The organism is Clostridium mucosae (genome assembly GCF_024622765.1).
In the GTDB taxonomy this organism is placed as follows: Bacteria; Bacillota; Clostridia; order Clostridiales; family Clostridiaceae; genus Clostridium.
In genome coordinates this window covers 145,856-165,094 of sequence record NZ_JANKAF010000004.1, presented here as the reverse complement: position 1 = coordinate 165,094, position 19,239 = coordinate 145,856, and the positions used below count along the sequence as shown (strand labels likewise).

Below are 19,239 nucleotides of genomic sequence, written 5' to 3'. Positions count from 1 at the left end.
ACTACCTCCTTGAAATCATACTATTAAATCCTATTAATACAGTCCAAACATATGCACAAGTTTTTGGAATCATCAACATTCCTACTAATGGAATAGTATCTGCAAATAATACTACAGGTATATAAAATGCAAAACTCAATACAATAGTTAACCACATAAAACGAAAACTTCTATCATTATTTTCTTTTGCACTTTTATAAAATAGAATAATTATCAACATTCCTAACAAAGCAAAAGGTATATTTCGATAAATTCCCCAGCTTAAAGGTGCAGTTATGCTTGTCCAACCATTTTGCGGGAATAAACATAAGATTATACGTGTAATTGATAATAAGTATATAGCTAATGTCATTCCATTTTTCCCTTCAATTTTGTAACGTAAACGCCATACATAATAAAGTAGTATATAAAATATAGTCATTGTTATTGAAGTTATAAACTTACCAATTCCTAATGCAAATGTATAATTTTCAAGTCCCGTAGTACATAGTGCAATTGCTCTTGGAACTAAGTGAAATGAGTCTCCTACCCCTAATGTTACTGCCATAACCCCAAATAAAAGATATTGTTTTTTCCCATTGTTTTTCATAATCATTATGATTCCTAAAGTAACTACTGTAATTAGATATACAACATCAAATGTTGTTTCCATAATTGCTTGCATTTTAATTTTCCTCCTTATTCCTTATGTATTTTTCTTTCAAGCTTAAAATAGTTATAACCAAATAGAATTCCAGCACCAAATAATGCACAACCTAAACCAGAATAGAAAACAGCAATAAATACTTCTGGAACAAGACTAAAAGCTCTTATCCCAATACCAAATGTCATCATGAAAGCCATTATATAAAATGATTTTATATCAAAAAATTTCAAAACAAACTGCATCTCTTCTTTATAGTTTTGAATTCTATTTGTATGTTTTGTAACAAGTTTATTAAAAACTATGAACCAAAAAAACACGAACACTAATATTGAAAGAATTAAGTTCAAGAAAGTGATATGTCTTACATAACTTATAAATCCTATTCGCAATATATTAAAACCTGCAATAAACCATACTGCACTTGCTAAAATTAATAGCTTTTCCTTTCTTATTTTCATAAAAATTCCTCCTTTATAATATGAACTTTGTTCATATTGAATTATATTTTTTCCCACTTTATTTAAGTGGGAATATTAATATATATTTACATTTTTATAGAAGCCATTTGTATTAAAATCTTATATATAATAAAAAAATATATATTTATATTTTTTATGAAAAACATCTATTTAAAATAAGATGATAATTTATTCTTAAAACTCCTATTTCTAATTTCGACTATATTTTATATATTGAAATTTAAATTGAACATTGTTCATATAAAGAATATTATACTCTATCATTTAGTTTGTCAATAGTATTCTTTACAAAATAAAATTCATAATTATTTGCACTATGTAGTTACTATATTTTTTAATTAAGTAACTACTTACTCTATCCTTTTTCATTTATTAACATAAATAAGAAGGATATTACCTATAAACAATTAACTTATTTATAGATAACATCCTTTAATAAACTTTATATTAAGGTCTTTCTGGCATTTCTCCTTGTGGTATTCCTTCTTGCCCTCTCATACCACCGCCTTGACCTGGCATTCTTCCTCCACCAGGACCTCCAAAGCCTCCAGTTGATTGACCTACAGTTGTTACTACACTTGAAGATGTAAAACTTTCTAATTCAGTTCCTCCTGAGTAAGCTCCTTCTGAATACAATCCATCACTTGATGTTCCAGTTGATTCTCCTCCTGTATAAACTTTATAATTTCCATTTATCTTGATATTGGGTGATGATATAACTATTGATTGTACATTTTTGCTCGGTGCAAATGTTATTAATTCATTTCCACCTTCATCTTCAACACGTAATAATGTATTTGCTGATAAGCTTGTAAATATATTAACTGAATTTTGTGTTGATGTTGTGCTTGGTGATTGAGCCATACCTGCTCCACCTGCTGCTATTAAAAGTCCACCTGAAATTTCGAACTTTCCATCATAATCTAAAGCTCCATTTCCATTATCTTCAGGTCCATTAACTATAACAACTCCATCTTTCATATATATTGATCCATTAGCATCAATACCATCTCCACTTGCATCTACAATAATCTTTCCACCATTAAGATTGATTGTTCCATTACCTGATGAAGCAAAACTATTTTGTCCTGGTCTTCCATTCATTGAAGATCCATCATTTCCACCTGCAGCATTAATACCATCATCACTTGCAACTAATTTTATGTTCCCATCATTGATATTTATTGTTTCAGCTTCTATTCCTTCATAGGATTTTGATATATTAATATCTCCGTCATTTATATCTATTACTGAATCTGCATGAATACCGTCATCACCTGATGAAGCATTAATACTACCTCCGTTAATTTCTACATTGCCATTAGAATGTATTGAATCATCAGATGAATCAATTTTTATATTTCCAGAATCAATTTTTATTCCTACTACAGCTTTTATTCCCTTAGCACTTGCTGTTTCAGCTTCTTCTACTGTTGTTTCTTGAGGTCCAAAGTCTTTAGGATTTCCCCATGTTCCCCATGAGCTACTAGCTTTACTGCTATTTTCGCTTCCTCCACCTGATTTAATAGTTATGTCTCCTCCAGTGATTGTAACATTTGTTTCTGCTTGTATTCCGTCTTCACCTGATGTTATATTAATAGTCCCACCTTGGATTAATACATATCCTCTTTCTGCATCTTCTGCGTTATTAGATTTCATTCCATCTCCTTGTGAATTTATAGTTATATTTCCACTTGTTATTGTAATAGAATCTTTTCCTCTAATACCATCATGTACAGAAGTTACTGATATATTTGCATCTCCTATCTCTAAATCATCCTTACTTGTTATTCCATTATTATAATTAGCATTTACTATAAGAGATCCTGCACCATTAATAAACAAGTCAGATTTACTAAAAATTGTAGCATTGGGTTCATCAGTAGATTCATCATCAAACACGTAATTTTCTCCATCTGTCATTTGATTCTCTGTTCCATCAGCTAAAATTATATATGTATTTTTAGAATTTTTAACATATATTGCTGAACTATTAGAACAACTTATATTAACACCATTTAAAATAAGTTCTACATTATCTTCATCTCCAGCATTTACTATTATTTGTCCATCACTTAAAGTTCCTGAAATACTATATGTTCCTGCTGAATTTATTATAACTTTATTTTCTTCTACAACTACTCCATTTCCTTCTACAGATATATTCTCTCCTAAGGTTATATTAGCATTAATATTTTCTATACTTTCACTACTTATGGAAGTTTCGTTATTATTAGCTTTTTTACTTGTACAACCAGTAACTCCTATGCATAAGGAAATTACTGATAATATAGCAATAAGTTTTTTACTCATAAATTTTCCTCCTACAATTTCATTGAGTAAATAATATCATTATTACCTTAAATTAATCTTAAAAGATTTTTAAATGTCCATTATAAGAAAAGTAGTCATATATTCCTTTTCTTATTCCATAACTTTATTTCTATTCAAAGTAAACTTATATATACACAATAAAAAATCAAAAAAATCTATAATAACAAATTTTTAAAATTTAATTTATAATAAAAAAAGTTCCTCATTACAAAATGAAGAACTATCTTATTTTAACCTATATATTTATTTTTTATTTAATATTAATGAATTTAAATCAACCTTATTTTTATCATCTTCCGAAATTTCATATTTGTCCTTATTTTCTACAACATCTTTAAGCTCTACATAGGCATTTGTTATTTTTGATGAATACTCATCAACTATTATATCTTCATTAGAAATATCATCATTTATTTTTAATTTATCCAAATCCCTATTCATTCCTAATGCTGTATTTCTTTCAAAATTATGTTGAGATAGATTTTCAGAATTTTTAAGTTGTAATTCATCTAATATATCTTTAATCATTAATAACACCTCCATATTTCTATAAAAGTATTATTAGTTAATTTTTATAAATTTATTTAGATATTTATAACTCCCTTTTATATAATCTTCTAAATGATAGCATTATCCACAATTTTATTATTAATGCATATATTCCTAATACTAGTTCTATCATTTCTGACATAAATATAAAATTAAAATTAATTACAATTATTACTACTGGATATAACCAAAGATACTTTATTGCTTTATTTCTATATTCTTTTCCTAAGCTATCGCTATATTTTTCAGATAAGATTTGTGATGCTCCTTCTAAAAGCTTTACTATAACTATAATTTCCAATATACTTACTACATTAAAGCATATTTCAGTTAAAACTATATTATTAGATGAAGTATCAATTCCCAGAAATGGCAATATAAAAATAATAAAAGAAACAAAGGCACTTATATTATTTAATTTTAATGATAGATTAAGTGAAGCATTTTCATTATCAATTAATATTTCTCTTATTCCTGAAGATACAATCAATATTGCTATAAAGTTTGGTAAAAACTGAATTGACCCTAAATTAATGTGAAAAGCTGTAAAAAACATTCCCCAAAAGATCTTTTTATAACCATTAAGCATTTATATTTCCTCCTTTACTTTTAGATATTTATAAATATCACTAAAGCTAAAGTACGGTTTATAATTGAAGGTGTTGTATACTCTTTTTTCGTATTCTTTTCCACTTCTATCAACAAAATAAATAACTGGTTTTATTTCATAACTACAGAGCTTTTTCTCTATGTCATCTATATTATAAAATTGAAAACTAAAAAATAGATTTTCATTTTTGTTATAAATTAAATCTTTTTTATTCATACTTCCTAACTTGTTTATATTGAAATCAAATAAATCCTTAGCTTCCTCAAACAATGGTGAATAAACATTTGATATCATTATATAATCAGTGGCCCAAAATATACTCCTACTATTTCCATCACTTGATCCCTCTACCCCTGAATCTTGTAGTGGAGTTTTCTCATCACTATATTTATGCAACAGTATTTTTCCTAAATCCACATCCATAATAAGTCCATCATTAAAAGTTATAGTTGCTTCACCTAACTCAAGCTCCTTATTTAAATCATACTCAAAATTTTCATGGTTTAAACTTAAGAAAACTGTATGAACTCCATATCTACCATGTCTTTCAACATTATCATTGCTGTAATCGTAAAAACTCATTAATCCCATGGAATTAGTTTCACTTGCATAAAAATTCAATTCTGGTGCGTCTTTAAAAGTTATATATACTACCTTTCTTTTATCCTCTATATTCGATATGTATTTTAATTCTATATCAAAACCTGAAATTGAAAGGCTTCCCTCACTTTCTATAATTTCAACTTCTTTATAATTTTTTATAAACACAGGTTTATCTACTTTTAATTTCTCTGATATTAAAATTGTTAATACTAAAGATACAGCTATTAATGTAATAGAAATTTTTAAAGTTTTGCTAATACTCTTCATCTTATCTCCCCCTAAATTCCCAAATTTAACACAATTTAATTATATAAAATATATAATTAAATTTCATTATAATAACTAATTATTCTTTATATAAGTAATCATGATATATTTATTAACAATGTACTCTAAATATTTACTTGATAATATAAAGTAATATATCTTATAATGAATATATACTCAATATTATAAAGTAGTTTATTTTAAAAAGGGGTGTATTAAATGGAATTTGATAAGGAAGTCCTTAAAGGGTATATTGATACTATTGTCTTATCAACATTGTATTATGAAGATATGTACGGATATCTATTATCAAAAAAAATTAGAGAAAAGTCAAAAGAAGAGTTTGAAATGAAAGAAGCCACATTATATGTATCACTAAAAAGATTAGAGAAAAAAGGGTACATCAAAGGGTATTGGAATGATACTGAAGGAACCAGTGGCGGAAGAAGAAGATATTACTCTATTACCAATGAAGGTAAAGAAACTTATCTTAAAAGTTCTGAAGAATGGAAAGCTTTAAAAAGAATTTTAGATAATTTTATGGAGGTAAAATAATATGAAAAAAATAGAAGAGTATATAGAAAAAATATATAGAAATTTTGATACAAAAGATGATGAAACAAAAATTCTAAAAGAAGAAACAAAGGTTCATTTATTTGAAGAAGTAGAAGAACTGAAAAAGCAAGGATTAACGGAAGAAGAGAGCATCAATAAAGCACTTTTTAATTTTGGCAGCGAAAAGGCTGTTATAAATGAAATGAACTTAATCCTAAAAAATCAGAACAAGTTTTCAAAGCTACTAAAAAATCTTACTTTAGCTTTCTTCGTAATTGCATGCATATTTTTATCTATTAATATAACTGATGACTTTATGCATAGAAACACTCCTGATCCTTTTACATCTGATAAAAATACAACAGCATATGTATTTGATGTTATAGATAATAAAATCAAAGATAAAGATGTACTTGATTCAGATTTAAAAAATGAAATCACTCAACTGCTAAATGATTTTAATCTGAAAAATGACAATGGATTATATTATATCAGAATAGCAAGAGAAGGAATATCTAATATAGACTATGAATACAAAAAAGATGTAACAGATGATATGATAAAAGAAGGAAAAGGAGGTTTAAGAGGAGTATATAATGATCAAGATAATATAACATGGAATATATATTCTAACAGAACTGATAAACAAGCTAATTATGATTATAAAGTACATAAAGAGGCTTGGGATAAGATGGTCAATAGGATACCAAATAGATTAGGTCAAATATCTAATTATTTATTTGTAGTTTCAGGAGTCTTGCTATGTATTTATATATTTAATAAAATCTACTTAAAAAGTCCATTTAAATGACTAATTATCTTTTGAACAAACAACAGTTATAAATTGGGAATATAAAGGCTACGATAACAGATATGTTCCATAAGCTAAATAGCTACGCAGGCATTAAATACTTAGTGAAGCTGGCTTAACTTAGTATAAAAGCCCATCTACTGAAGCTTGTCTGAAGTAGATGAGCCTATTAAATTTTAGAAAAAAAATATACCAAGAGTTTTGGTTAACTCGCTACGCCCAGGCAATTAATTTTGCCACTTTAAATTATCAAACAAAGAATTAGCCTCATTAATGATATGTATTAAATTGGAGATTTTATTATAATGAGAAACTACAATTCTTATTTAAGATATCTAAGATGGCGTTAAGAATTTTTATTGTTTGAGCGCAGCGAGTTATAAAAATTTAGTCATCTTAGATATCTTAAATTTAGAATTGTATTCGATATTATATAAAAATCAGAAAGTTAATACATATCATTATGTTTAAGTCGCAATTTATAAAACTTATATATTATGCAGCTTCTATATCATTATCACTAGCAGCTTCTATTTCTTCTTTATCTTCTTTTAAAACTATATTTAACACTAATGCTGTAATTGTACCTGTTGATATTCCTGATGCAAAAATCATTTTTAATCCTTCTGGTAGTTGTGCAATAAACTCTGGTCTAAATGTTACTCCAAGCCCTAATCCAATAGATGTAGCTATTATTAAAAGATTACGCTCATTTATTTGTACTTTACTTAATGTTTTTATTCCTGCTGCTGCAACAGTTCCAAACATAACTATTCCAACTCCTCCTAAAACAGGTTGTGGAATGCTATTAACTATTGCTGCAAGTTTAGGTAAAAATCCTAATATAACTAATATAATACCTGCCATAACTGCTACATAACGGCTAGCTACTTTTGTTAAAGGTATTAATCCAACATTTTGACTAAATGTAGTATTCGGTAATGTACCAACAGCTCCACCTATCATACTTCCAATACCATCTGATAATACGCCAGCTCCTATACGCTTGTCAGTCATATCTACTTCTGAAACTTCTCCTACTGCCTTTAAACATCCTACAGTTTCAATTGCAGTAACGAAATATGCTGGAATAAATGCTATAAGTGCTTTTAAATCAAAAGTAACTCCATATTCAAATATCTTAGGCATTGAAATCCAACTTGCTTCTTTAACTGCTGTAAAATCTACTAATCCAAGTGGAATGCATACAACATATCCAACAATCATTCCTATAAGTATTGATGCGCTGCTAAGCATTCCCTTTCCATAACGATTTAGTAATAACGTTCCAAAAAGTACAAGCATTGAAATTGATATATTTTTTATACTACCATAATCTGCAGCTCCACTTCCCCCTGCAGCCCAATCTATTGATACAGGTAATAATGTTAAACCAATTAAACATACAACTGTTCCTGTAACTAGTGGTGGAAATAGCTTCATTAATGGTCTTATAAAATAACTAAGTACTACTTCAAAAACTGCACCCAAAATAGTAGCTCCAATTATTCCTGGTAATCCTAAAACTGATCCAACTGTAATAGATGGTGATACAAAAGTAAAGTCCGTTCCCATTATACAAGCTACTTTTGAACCTACTGGTCCTATGCCCTTAGCTTGTATTATTGTTGCAATACCAGCTGCAAGTATTGATGCACTTATTAATGCTGTTCCTGTTTTAGCATCAAACCCTAATGCACTAGATATAACTAATGGAACAACTATTATTCCACCAAATGCAGCAAATATATGCTGAATTCCAAATAGTATTTTTTCTGATATTGATGGATTATCATCAACCCCATATGTTAGCTTAATCCCATCACTTACTTTTACTTTATCCATGATTTTATCCTCCATTTTTTTAATAATAAAAAACACCTCGTAATCGAGGTGTCGTCTTAAAAAATAGAAATAAAATCATAAATTTATAATACAAATCAATTTATAATAATTTCTTTTTCAAATTCAATACCTCGTAGTCTGCCTATTTACGGTTAGCAGGTAGAAACTTTCGGTCCATATTACCGATGATATACGAGAATTTCTTAATTTATATTCGTATTATACACAAACATTAGTATAATTTCAATAATTAATTATTTTGAAATCATTTTCCAAAATTATGCATCTTTTCAATTAATCTATGTTCATCTATACTAAATAAAACTTTTGAAATAATTAGTATAATGGAGCATGTCCAAATTGATTTAACCCCAAAATTTACAGTTAATATTCCACCTAAAGATGCGCCAACTAAAAATGAAAGAATTACTATTATATATCTTATTGATCTTGCGCATGCCACTCTATCATTTTTAGTTATTGCTAAATATGCAGCTTGTGAAGCTGTTCTTAAATTCCCTGTGCACATAGTTGTGCTATATGGGGAATCAACTAACCTTCTAAAAGATGAAATTTGCACTGATGAAACAAATGATATAGTGGTAGTTACAAATATGTGTTGCACAGTATTTGGTATAAATCCAATTATAAAAAGCACAACTGCTTCAATAATTAAAATGAACTTTTCAGACCTTGATGATCCTTTGTAATTCTTTATTGATTTTTCTCTTATTATTTCTGTGACTATCACACCTACTACAAATGCTAAAATAGGGAGTGCAGCCATAAAAACACTTTTATAATCTCTATTTGTAATTCCAAGTGCAACTAGTACAATATTTCCTGTTTCAGCATTAGCAAAAACACCGCCTCTACATATGAATGTATAAGCATCTAAAAATCCTCCTACTATTGCAAGAAGTATTCCTAACCTTAAAGATTCAGATGTTATTTCATGACTAGGCACCTTTTCTCTTATATTTCTAAAAAGTTTAGACGTATGAACTTCTTTTAAATTCAACTAAAAGCCCCCTTGATACTTCTATTATTACTATTAAAGGCTTATATAACACAAAGAACAATAAACAATGTGAATCCCTTGATACTTCTACTATTACTATTAAAGTATATTTTCAACTAAATACTACTTTTAATATCTAAGCTCCAACTATATTTTTAAGCCACTTCTTTTGTCTATATCTTCTAAAACCTAATATAAACTTATAAACCTCTTCGAGTGTTATCATTGCATAAACATAATAAATAGGTAATCCTAAAACAATTCCTCCAAAGAAAGCCATCGGTATTCCAACACACCACACACCTGTGATATCTAAAAGTAGAGAAGCCTTTGTATCTCCACCACTTCTAAGAACACCTACAATATTAACTAAGTTAAACATTCTAAATGGTAAATAGCATACAAATACAGTCAAACACCTAGTTATATCTAATGCTATATTATCTGGAACCGAGAATAGTTTAATTAATGGAGTTCTTATAATAATACATACTAATCCCATAGCTACTGTTAATAACAATTGTAATACAAAGAAACTCTTGGCATGTTTTTCTGCATCTTTTAGCTTATTTGCACCTAATTCATTTCCTAAAATAACAGCAGTAGCAGAACTTAGTCCTTGGAATAAAACAATACATATTTGCTCAACATTTTGAGTTATTGTAATTGATGCAACAGCTTCATCTCCCATTCTTCCATAAACTAACGAATACATAGTAACTCCTAGTCCCCACATAAATTCATTAGCTATAACAGGTGATACTGTAATAAAATACTTTTTAATAAATTCCTTATTAAAGTCAATAAGCTCTTTTATTTTAGCTGCTGCTGGTCCTCTACTTATGTACACAATAGCTAAAATAGATAAGCATTCAACTAATCTAGCAATAACAGTTGCTATTGCAGCACCTTGAACCCCTAATCTTGGTGCTCCAAAATTACCAAATATGAATGTATAGTTTAGTACTACATTAACTCCAATAGCTACTATACTTATAAAAACCGGAGCCTTAACCTTATTTGTTGCTCTTAAAAGTGAAATATAACAATTTGTTATTGCGGTTAAAGGATAACTTAAGGCTACTATGATTAAATAAGATGCTCCAACAGCTATTGTATTTTCACTTGGAGTAAAAATTCTCATAACAAACTTTGGTATTAAAAGTCCTGCTAGCATAAAAATAATAGCTCCAGAAAGCCCTATAATAAGAGATATGCCAAGAACTCTTCTTATGTTCTTCACATCCCTCTTCCCCCAATATTGTGCAGTTAATATTGAAGATCCACTAACAACACCAAATAATAGTAAAGTAAAAACAAAAAACACCTTATTAGCTAATCCAACTGCTGCAATTGCACTTTGTCCTAAAGTTCCTATCATCATGGTATCAACTAAATTTAGGGTTGTATTAAGAAGTGACTGTATTGCTATAGGAATTCCAATTGCTACAGTTTTCTTTAGAAATTTTTTATCATCAAATAAGTCTTTAAAATATGATATAACCATGGTTCATCTCCTTCCAACTATATTTCATATATTATAAAAAGCGTACCTTTCGATACACTTTTTAATAATCAATAATCCTTCTATTCATAGAATAAAGTAATCATATATAAATACTAATTTTTTACTTTACTTTAATAGTTTTATATTCTATATCTTATTAATTATAACATAATTTAAAGTATAGTAATCTATTTTTAAACCTTAAATTTTTGAATCATTTCATTTAAATCCTGTGCAAACTCTGCTTGAGCTTGAGCTGTATTAGCTACCTGTTCCATAGCTTTAGCTGATTCATAAACACTTTCATTTATTCCATCTAAGTTTCCTGACGATATTTGAGCCATATCTGCCATGCCTTGAACAGACTCACTAACTTGATTCATTGTTGCTAACACTTCTTCCGTCATTGCAGCTAGTTCCTCTGACATATTACTTACAAATATACCATCACCTTGATATTGCTCTCCAATCTCTACAAAGGTTTCAAATTGCGGAACAATATTATCATCAATAAACTTTAATAACTTATTACTATTTTCTGATAAACTTTTAAATGCTTCTTGTACTTTTTCTATAGTAAACTTTACATTACCTACTGCTTTTGAAGATTGTTCAGCTAATTTTCTTACTTCTTCAGCCACTATGGCAAATCCTTTTCCTTGGTCTCCTGCTCTTGCTGCCTCTATAGCAGCATTAAGTGCTAAAAGATTTGTTTGTTCTGCTATCCCTGCAATAGTTTCTGCCATTACTTTAATATCTGCAACAACTTTTCCTTTTTCTATATCTTTTAAAACTTCTTTTTCCATTTCACTATATACTTCTTTTGTGTTTTCAGTAGCTACTTTGCTAGCCTTTTCAACTCTTGTTGCTCTATTTCTTATTTCAACTGCATTATTACTGCCTTCCATTGCTTTACTTGATAGTATATTAACACTTGAATCCACTTCTTGTACTGCTGCTGATATTTCCTCAGCTGTTGCACTATTTTCTTGTACTCCTGAACTAACTTCCCTTGTTAATGCATTTATACTTTCAAGTTTTGCAGTCATTTCTTCTACTGTAGCTGATAACTCTTCACTTGAAGCACTCATATCCTGAGAACTATTCATAATATTTTTTATTAAATCACTAATATTTTCTTGTGCTTTATTTAAATCGCGTCCTATTTCTCCAAACTCATCATTTGATTCTATAATAATAGGATAAGACAAATCATAATTACATAATCTATTAGATAATCCTTTTATCTTACTTAAAGATTTTTTTATTGAACTTTTCATAACAAATGCAAATAGACTTGTAAATATAAATAATGCTAATATAATATAAATAATTAACTTTAATGAATTACTAAAAGTTTCCTTACCTTCAACCTTTATCTCATTAGCCCATTGTTCATTTAACTCTATTAATTTATTTAGCTCATTTTCCATATTATTTCTTGCTTGAATAATAGCTAAATGTTGTATTTCTGCTTCTTTTTTATTTCCATTATCCATTAAATTTATGTACTTCTTAACATCTTCGTTATATAACTTTAAATTATTTTTAAACTCATTAAAAATATTTCTTTCATCCTCATCATCAACTGTCGTTTCATATATTGCAATTTGCTTTTCACTTTCTTCTGAAGCATTAGTAATTTCTTTTATTAATTCATCTGAATTACCTTTATCACTTGAATTTACTAGTAATTGTATATCTTTATAAATAATCAATTGATTTTTATCTATTTTACTAATTGAGTCAATTGATTTTATAGTATTGTTATTTAAATAATCCACCGATTTATCAATACTATGCATATTATATATTCCTATTATTCCAATTACCCCCATTGAAAAAATAGTGCTTAAGAAATAAATTGTCAATCGTGTAGATAATTTTAAGTTATTATAAAATTTCATATGTCTCCCCCTGTATGCTAATCTTTTGTTTATATTACTGTTAAATATTTGTTCATATTTATTATTAAACATTTAATAAACAAATGTCAAATTTATCTTTTATAACCTCATTATGATAAATATGGTAAGTTTTAAATAACCGCATATTTTACATCACTATCTCAACTTCAGTTTCATTGTAAGTTACTTGTCCACCTATATCAGATATTCCTGAATCTGTTAGATAATTAGGATTTCCATGTTTTGTCCACCATCCAACATACATTAAAATCACGTAATCGGATACTATGTTATCAATTTTCAACTTTACTCTTATTTCTCCATTATTATTCTTTAAAGTAACTATTTTATCTTCATTAAAAGATATCTTATTTGCCATATCTTCATTTATATAAGCAATAGATATTTCCTCTTCATCCATCATATGTTGGCTTGATAAAGTATCTCTACTATGGTTAGTAAGTAATTTAAAACTTAATTTATTATCTTTTTTATTATCATTTTCTAAATATAAACTTTCGTTAAAGAATATTTCAAATTTCCCTGAAGGTGTTTTAAATTTTTTATCCTCCCAAGCTACAGGTTTATGAATTGTAAAATAATTATTTTTCAAATACTCTATACTTACTTCTTCTTTGAATTCCTTTAATGGTTCTATAACTTTTGACAAATATTCCTGCTTATCAACATATGGATAATTATCTAATTTAACTCTTTTTGCAAGTTCTTTAAAAAATTCATATTCATCCATTAATTCATTTTTAGGTTCAACAGCCTTTTCATTATAAATTATATATGGACTTGTCATAGAACTATATATTAAATCTTCACTTTCTAATGTACTTGTAGTTGGAATAAACAAATCACATTCCTTAGCTGTATCAGTCATAAACATATCAAAACATACTTTAAATTCTATTTTTGAAAAGGCATTCTTTAGATTATTTAAGTTGGCTAATTGATTTATTAAATTACTTTTTGTAACTACAGCCATTTTTATTGGTATATTATATTTTTTAGTATCCTCATTTAATCTAATATCTTTTAAATAAACTTTATAATCATCATAAAAGTCTTTTCCACTTAATGAATCATTTATAAAATCCGCCATATGACTCACATAAAAAAATCTATTTTCACAAGATTTTTCGCTATTATAAGGATCTGAATCAATTACACTTGGATAAACTTTATTGGCATAATTAACACCACCACCAGTAAATCCTATTTGTCCAGTGATAGCTCCTAAAATATTTACTAGGCTTATAGTATTTCCTCCATTTTTATATTTTTGCATACCATATCCAAGTAAAATAGTAGAATATTTATTTGTATATAGCATTACTAATTCTTCTACTTCTTCTTTGCTTACACCACAAATTTTTATTAAATTTTCAAGACTTAAGCCTTCTACATAACTTTTATATTCTTCAAAGCCATTAACATACTTTTCTATATAATCTCTATCATACAAATTTTTATCAATTATTATTTTGCCCATAGCTAGTGCAAGAGCTCCATCTCCACCTGGTTTAACTCTTACATATTTATCTGACACTTCTGCAGTTTTTGTGTATATTGGATCAATTACTACTATCTTACTTCCATTATTCTTGGCTTTTTTTATACTTTGCATTGTATGTATAGTTGTAAAGGCAGGATTCTTTCCCCATACAAATATAGTCTTACTATTTATCATATCATCTAATGAATGACTTTTTACATCTCCAAAATTAAATGTTTGTGCTTTAATTCCAGCACTCCAGCAAGGTCCACCTTTAGATTTACTAACTCCGCCATAGAAGTTAAAAAATAAATCGCCCATACTTTTAAGTAATGCACCATTTCCATATTGCTCATAATATAGTATAGACTTTGATGAAAATTCACTTTTGTAATACTCAAGTTTTTCAGCCATAATATTTAAAGCTTCATCAAAGGATATTTCTTTCCATTCATTATTGATTTTTATCATTGGCGAATATATTCTATCCTTGTGATTTAATCTATCTAAGTGCGCTAACCCCTTCTTACATATAAATCCCTTAGTATACGGATGATCTTTATCTCCTTGAATTTTTATTATTTCATTTTTATCAACATAAATATTAAACTTACAACAATCAAAACAATCTAATGTACATCCATGACTTAATTTTTCCATAACACACCCTCATTTAATTTATATATTTTACTTATTTTATAGTATTTTATGTTATATCGTTTTCTCCTTATAGAATATCAAATTTTATAATTACTTACTAGCTAAATATTTTTACTACTTATATGATAATTTTGTGGAAATATTAAGAGGCTATATCAAAATAAATTTGATATAGCCTTTTTATCATTTTCAATAATTCCATCTACTATAACTATATGTGTTGGAAATTTTCTCATACTTAATTCCTCTTAAATTATAATTCATTATAAAAAAAGGATATGGAATTAGTTTATATATTATATATTCGACATCTGTATACTATAGTTTTACTATAGTTTATTAAAATGCTGTCCAACCTGCATCTGCAACAATTTCAGTTCCATTTACAAAACTTGAATCATCAGTAGCAAGGAATAGAGCAATTGTAGCTATTTCATCTGGTGAACCTGACCTTGGCACATTTCCCATTCCAAGTCTTACTCTTGAGAATCCAAATTCACTTGGATGACTTATACCTACTCCAATTTCTGATTCTACTCCACCAGGACATATAATATTACATCTTATCCCTTTATCTGCATACATAAATCCAATGTTTTTAGTTAAACCTAATAATGCATATTTAGAAGCTGTATAAGAAACACCTGCTCTACAACCATTTAATCCGCCTATAGATCCTACGTTTATTATAATTCCAGAACCTTGCTTCAACATTGAATTAACAGCTTTTCTACAAGCATAAAATGGACCGTTTAAATTAACACTCATTACTTTTTCCCATAATTCATCTGGAACTTCAGCAACTGGCATCATTTCATCCATAACCCCTGCATTATTAACTAAAATATCAATTTTCCCAAATCTTTCTATAGCAAGATCAATCATTTTTTCATTATCTTCTTTTTTAGAAACATCACCTTGCATAGTAATAATTTTTCCTTCATAGTCCTTAGAAGCCTCAATTAATTCATCTAACTTTTCTTTTCTTCTTGCAACTGCTACAACAAAAGCTCCCTCTTTTGCATACAAAAGAGCAATAGATCTTCCCATACCTGAACTAGCACCTGTAACCACAGCAACCTTACCACTAAGTTTCATATATAATACCTCCCAAATATAATTATTTTTATTTTAAATTTAATAATTTACTTTATAACATGATATAATTTGTTAATTTTCAAACTATATTTTTTATATTATTTTATTTTTTGGTATATATATGAACTAACTTATATTTTATAATAATTTTTAGTATGTAATTGATAAAGGACTAGTCCTAGAAAAATGTATTTTTTATCCATATATTACTTTAAGTGTATTTCATTGTTACTTTTTTGTCAATTACAAATATAAATATTTATTTTATATACCACAATTTACTTTTTATGATAAACTCATATAAAGAGCAAAAATATGGTAATTATATTAAGGAGGTTTTAAAATGTGCAGCTACAATACTCTAGAAAATACGTCTATTGATATTTTGCATAAAGCATTTATATTGGCTTTTTCAGATTATCAAGTAGATCTTGATCTTTCCCTTTCTAAATTTGAAAACATGCTTTTAAGAAGAGGTTATGATTCTAAAATTTCAATTGGCACATTTAAAGAGGATAAGTTAATTGGATTCATTTATAACGGACTCAGAGTCTGGAATAATAAAAAAACTGTATATGACACAGGAACAGGTGTTATTAAAGAATATAGAAAACAAGGAATTACCAGAACAATGTTTAATAATCTAAAAAAAGAACTAATTAAAAATGATATAGAATGTTATTTGCTTGAAGTATTAAAAAACAATACTGCTGCTTTTGAATTGTATAAAAAACAAGGTTTTAAAGTTATAAGAGAATTTGAATGTTTTAAATTAGATAACTTCTCCTCCCTCCCTACAAATATATATAATATTGAAAATAAATCTATATTAAGTGAAAAAGAGTGGAATGAAATAATGAATTTTTGGGATATCACACCTTCATGGCAAAATTCTATTGATTCTGTACGATCTACTATAGATAGCTTCATCTTCTCATTAGTGAAAGATAATAATAAAATTATTGCTTATGGAATTATTGATAAAAATACCGGAGATATTCCACAGCTTGCAGTTCATAATAAATATAGAAATAAAGGTGTTGGAAAAAGTATTATAACGGATTTAATTAGAAATACAAAATCAGATATGATATCTGTTATTAATGTAGATTCTAGTTATACACCTATGATTAAAATGCTTTCATCCATTGGATTTCAAAATTTTGTTGGCCAATATGAAATGTTATTAGAATTGAAAAACTAATTATTATAAGTTTAAAATAAAATTACACTTAATTTTCATAATAAATGTTATAATATTACTATAAATTTGAAAGGAGCTAAAGATTTGGCTAATATATTAACTCTTGTATTATCATTTATTATATCTAGTGTAATTTTAAATTACTTATCAAAATATTTAATAAATAGTGGAAAGCTTCAATTTAAAGCTGCAAAAACAACTAAAGGTAAAATAATTTGGACAATCATCTGTTGTGCTATTTACATAGTTGGTTATGTAATAATAGATTTTTTAGCTTTAGGGGGAGTAGGCTTCAATATTGCTAGAGGAATATTACTAGCTATATTTGTAACTATGCTATTATTTGATTCACATAAAAAATAAAATCGTACCTACTTAGGGTACGATTTTTTTTATTAAATTTCTATAACTTGTCCTGTAGATAAATGCATTATTTTATCTCTAAGATTTTCTTTTAATATATTAAATGCCTTATTTCCTGTACAATGGCAAGTATAAAAAACAGTATCCTTATTATTTAAACATTTAACTATATTACTAATAAATTCTAAGCTTTCACTTTTTTTATTTACTGGATTAAATAAATGAAATCCACTAATAACAGTTGATATATTAGATGCCATTATTTCTTCTGCTTTTTCTACTATATTGACTATTCCCTTATGGGCACATCCAGCAATTAATATATATTTATCATTTTCCTTTATCAATAGATTTTGCTCATGAGTAAAGTCATCTTTATAATACTTGCCATCAATTTTAATAAATAATGAGTTATTTGAACTCGCTGTTTCATATTTCTTTGGAACATTTGAAAAAAGACATAGACTCTCATCAACTTCAAATATATTTTCAGTAAATACAATTCTTTCATTAAATTGAAGTCTATCATCTAATCCTACATAAAATTTAAGTGCTCCTAAAACTGAGGTATAATACTTATTAAATGCATCTTTATGAATATATATTTTTGCTTTACTATTATGTTGTAAAAATAGTTTTAAAGCTCCTCCGTGGTCCTTATGTCCATGAGATATAATAACAATGTCAACATCTGATATATCGATGTTAAGTTTTATAGCATTTTCAATAAACAATCCATTAGAGCCCAAATCAAACAATATATTATGCTTATCCGTTTTAATATATAAAGATAACCCATGTTTACATTTAAACTCTTTCGATACTGAAGTATTTTCAACTAAAGTAGTTATTACCATGACCATCACCAACCATTCCCATATTAATTCCAATTACTATTCTATCATATTTTACTTTAATTACATTACTATTTTGCTACCCCCATATGCTATAATAATAAAAAATAACTTGCGAATATTTTTTATTAATTGCGAATATAAAGGCTACGATAACTAGATATGTTCCATAAGATAAATAGCTATGCAAAGAAGTACTAGGCTTATTCCACAGTCTATTTATCTTCGCCAACTTATATTCTGCCAATTTACACAGTTAAATTAAAAATTAGACTCATTAATGATATGTATTAAATTGGAGATTTTATTATAATGAGAAACTACAATTCTTATTTAAGATAGCTAAGATGGCGTTAAGAATTTTTATTGTTTGAGCGCAGCGAGTTATAAAAATTTAGTCATCTTAGCTATCTTAAATTTAG

General features: G+C 27.4%; 17 protein-coding genes and 1 riboswitch. Of the genes, 4 read left to right on the top strand and 13 right to left on the bottom strand.

Annotated elements, in window-relative coordinates; translation table 11 throughout:
• Nucleotide 1: 1 nt before the first annotated feature.
• The 6 genes from NSA50_RS07085 to NSA50_RS07060 all read right to left on the bottom strand — a co-directional run bounded on the left by NSA50_RS07085 (nucleotide 2) and on the right by NSA50_RS07060 (nucleotide 5,488).
• Complete coding sequence (locus tag NSA50_RS07085) at nucleotides 2-664, bottom strand: hypothetical protein (protein WP_257444052.1); 663 nt, start codon at nucleotides 662-664, stop codon at nucleotides 2-4.
• Between the two features lie 14 nt (nucleotides 665-678).
• Nucleotides 679-1,104 carry a hypothetical protein gene (locus tag NSA50_RS07080; RefSeq protein WP_257444051.1) on the bottom strand — a complete coding sequence of 142 codons (426 nt, stop codon included), beginning with the start codon at nucleotides 1,102-1,104 and terminating at the stop codon, nucleotides 679-681.
• A 468-nt stretch (nucleotides 1,105-1,572) separates the two neighbouring features.
• Nucleotides 1,573-3,438, bottom strand: coding sequence for a carbohydrate-binding domain-containing protein (locus NSA50_RS07075; RefSeq protein WP_257444050.1), 1,866 nt, complete (start codon nucleotides 3,436-3,438; stop codon nucleotides 1,573-1,575).
• 264 nt (nucleotides 3,439-3,702) lie between these two features.
• Nucleotides 3,703-3,987: a hypothetical protein gene (locus tag NSA50_RS07070; RefSeq protein ID WP_257444042.1), complete on the bottom strand. Its 285-nt coding sequence runs from the start codon at nucleotides 3,985-3,987 to the stop codon at nucleotides 3,703-3,705.
• 64 nt (nucleotides 3,988-4,051) lie between these two features.
• On the bottom strand, nucleotides 4,052-4,597 hold the full coding sequence (locus NSA50_RS07065; RefSeq protein WP_257444041.1) for a hypothetical protein: 546 nt from the start codon (nucleotides 4,595-4,597) through the stop codon (nucleotides 4,052-4,054).
• Nucleotides 4,598-5,488, bottom strand: a complete 891-nt coding sequence (locus NSA50_RS07060; protein WP_257444040.1) for a hypothetical protein — start codon at nucleotides 5,486-5,488, stop codon at nucleotides 4,598-4,600.
• 219 nt (nucleotides 5,489-5,707) lie between these two features.
• On the opposite strand from NSA50_RS07060, the gene NSA50_RS07055 reads away from it, so the two are divergent.
• Both NSA50_RS07055 and NSA50_RS07050 read left to right on the top strand, forming a co-directional pair.
• On the top strand, nucleotides 5,708-6,043 hold the full coding sequence (locus NSA50_RS07055) for a PadR family transcriptional regulator (RefSeq protein WP_257444039.1): 336 nt from the start codon (nucleotides 5,708-5,710) through the stop codon (nucleotides 6,041-6,043).
• Between the two features lies 1 nt (nucleotide 6,044).
• Complete coding sequence (locus NSA50_RS07050; protein WP_257444038.1) at nucleotides 6,045-6,854, top strand: permease prefix domain 1-containing protein; 810 nt, start codon at nucleotides 6,045-6,047, stop codon at nucleotides 6,852-6,854.
• Nucleotides 6,855-7,349: 495 nt separating this feature from the next.
• Here the strand turns inward: NSA50_RS07050 and NSA50_RS07045 are convergent, their stop codons facing one another.
• From NSA50_RS07045 to NSA50_RS07020, 6 genes are all read right to left on the bottom strand, one after another.
• Nucleotides 7,350-8,699 (bottom strand): uracil-xanthine permease family protein, encoded by a 1,350-nt coding sequence (locus NSA50_RS07045; RefSeq protein WP_257444037.1) that lies wholly within the window; start codon nucleotides 8,697-8,699, stop codon nucleotides 7,350-7,352.
• Between the two features lie 114 nt (nucleotides 8,700-8,813).
• Nucleotides 8,814-8,915: riboswitch (purine riboswitch) on the bottom strand.
• Nucleotides 8,916-8,964: 49 nt separating this feature from the next.
• Nucleotides 8,965-9,720: a YoaK family protein gene (locus NSA50_RS07040; protein ID WP_207738517.1), complete on the bottom strand. Its 756-nt coding sequence runs from the start codon at nucleotides 9,718-9,720 to the stop codon at nucleotides 8,965-8,967.
• Between the two features lie 136 nt (nucleotides 9,721-9,856).
• Nucleotides 9,857-11,227 (bottom strand): MATE family efflux transporter, encoded by a 1,371-nt coding sequence (locus NSA50_RS07035; protein ID WP_195430580.1) that lies wholly within the window; start codon nucleotides 11,225-11,227, stop codon nucleotides 9,857-9,859.
• 194 nt (nucleotides 11,228-11,421) lie between these two features.
• Nucleotides 11,422-13,134, bottom strand: a complete 1,713-nt coding sequence (locus tag NSA50_RS07030; RefSeq protein WP_195430583.1) for a methyl-accepting chemotaxis protein — start codon at nucleotides 13,132-13,134, stop codon at nucleotides 11,422-11,424.
• 148 nt (nucleotides 13,135-13,282) lie between these two features.
• Complete coding sequence (locus NSA50_RS07025) at nucleotides 13,283-15,298, bottom strand: molybdopterin-dependent oxidoreductase (protein WP_257444036.1); 2,016 nt, start codon at nucleotides 15,296-15,298, stop codon at nucleotides 13,283-13,285.
• Between the two features lie 339 nt (nucleotides 15,299-15,637).
• A complete protein-coding gene (locus tag NSA50_RS07020) occupies nucleotides 15,638-16,396 on the bottom strand; it encodes an SDR family NAD(P)-dependent oxidoreductase (protein WP_195430588.1) in 759 nt (252 codons plus the stop codon).
• 343 nt (nucleotides 16,397-16,739) lie between these two features.
• On the opposite strand from NSA50_RS07020, the gene NSA50_RS07015 reads away from it, so the two are divergent.
• A complete protein-coding gene (locus tag NSA50_RS07015; RefSeq protein WP_195430591.1) occupies nucleotides 16,740-17,600 on the top strand; it encodes a GNAT family N-acetyltransferase in 861 nt (286 codons plus the stop codon).
• Nucleotides 17,601-17,684: 84 nt separating this feature from the next.
• Nucleotides 17,685-17,963: a hypothetical protein gene (locus NSA50_RS07010; RefSeq protein WP_257444032.1), complete on the top strand. Its 279-nt coding sequence runs from the start codon at nucleotides 17,685-17,687 to the stop codon at nucleotides 17,961-17,963.
• A 32-nt stretch (nucleotides 17,964-17,995) separates the two neighbouring features.
• On the opposite strand, the gene NSA50_RS07005 is transcribed toward NSA50_RS07010, so the two are convergent.
• Entirely contained in the window at nucleotides 17,996-18,853 is an 858-nt protein-coding gene (locus NSA50_RS07005) for an MBL fold metallo-hydrolase (protein WP_257444030.1), read from the bottom strand.
• Between the last annotated feature and the right edge of the window lie 386 nt (nucleotides 18,854-19,239).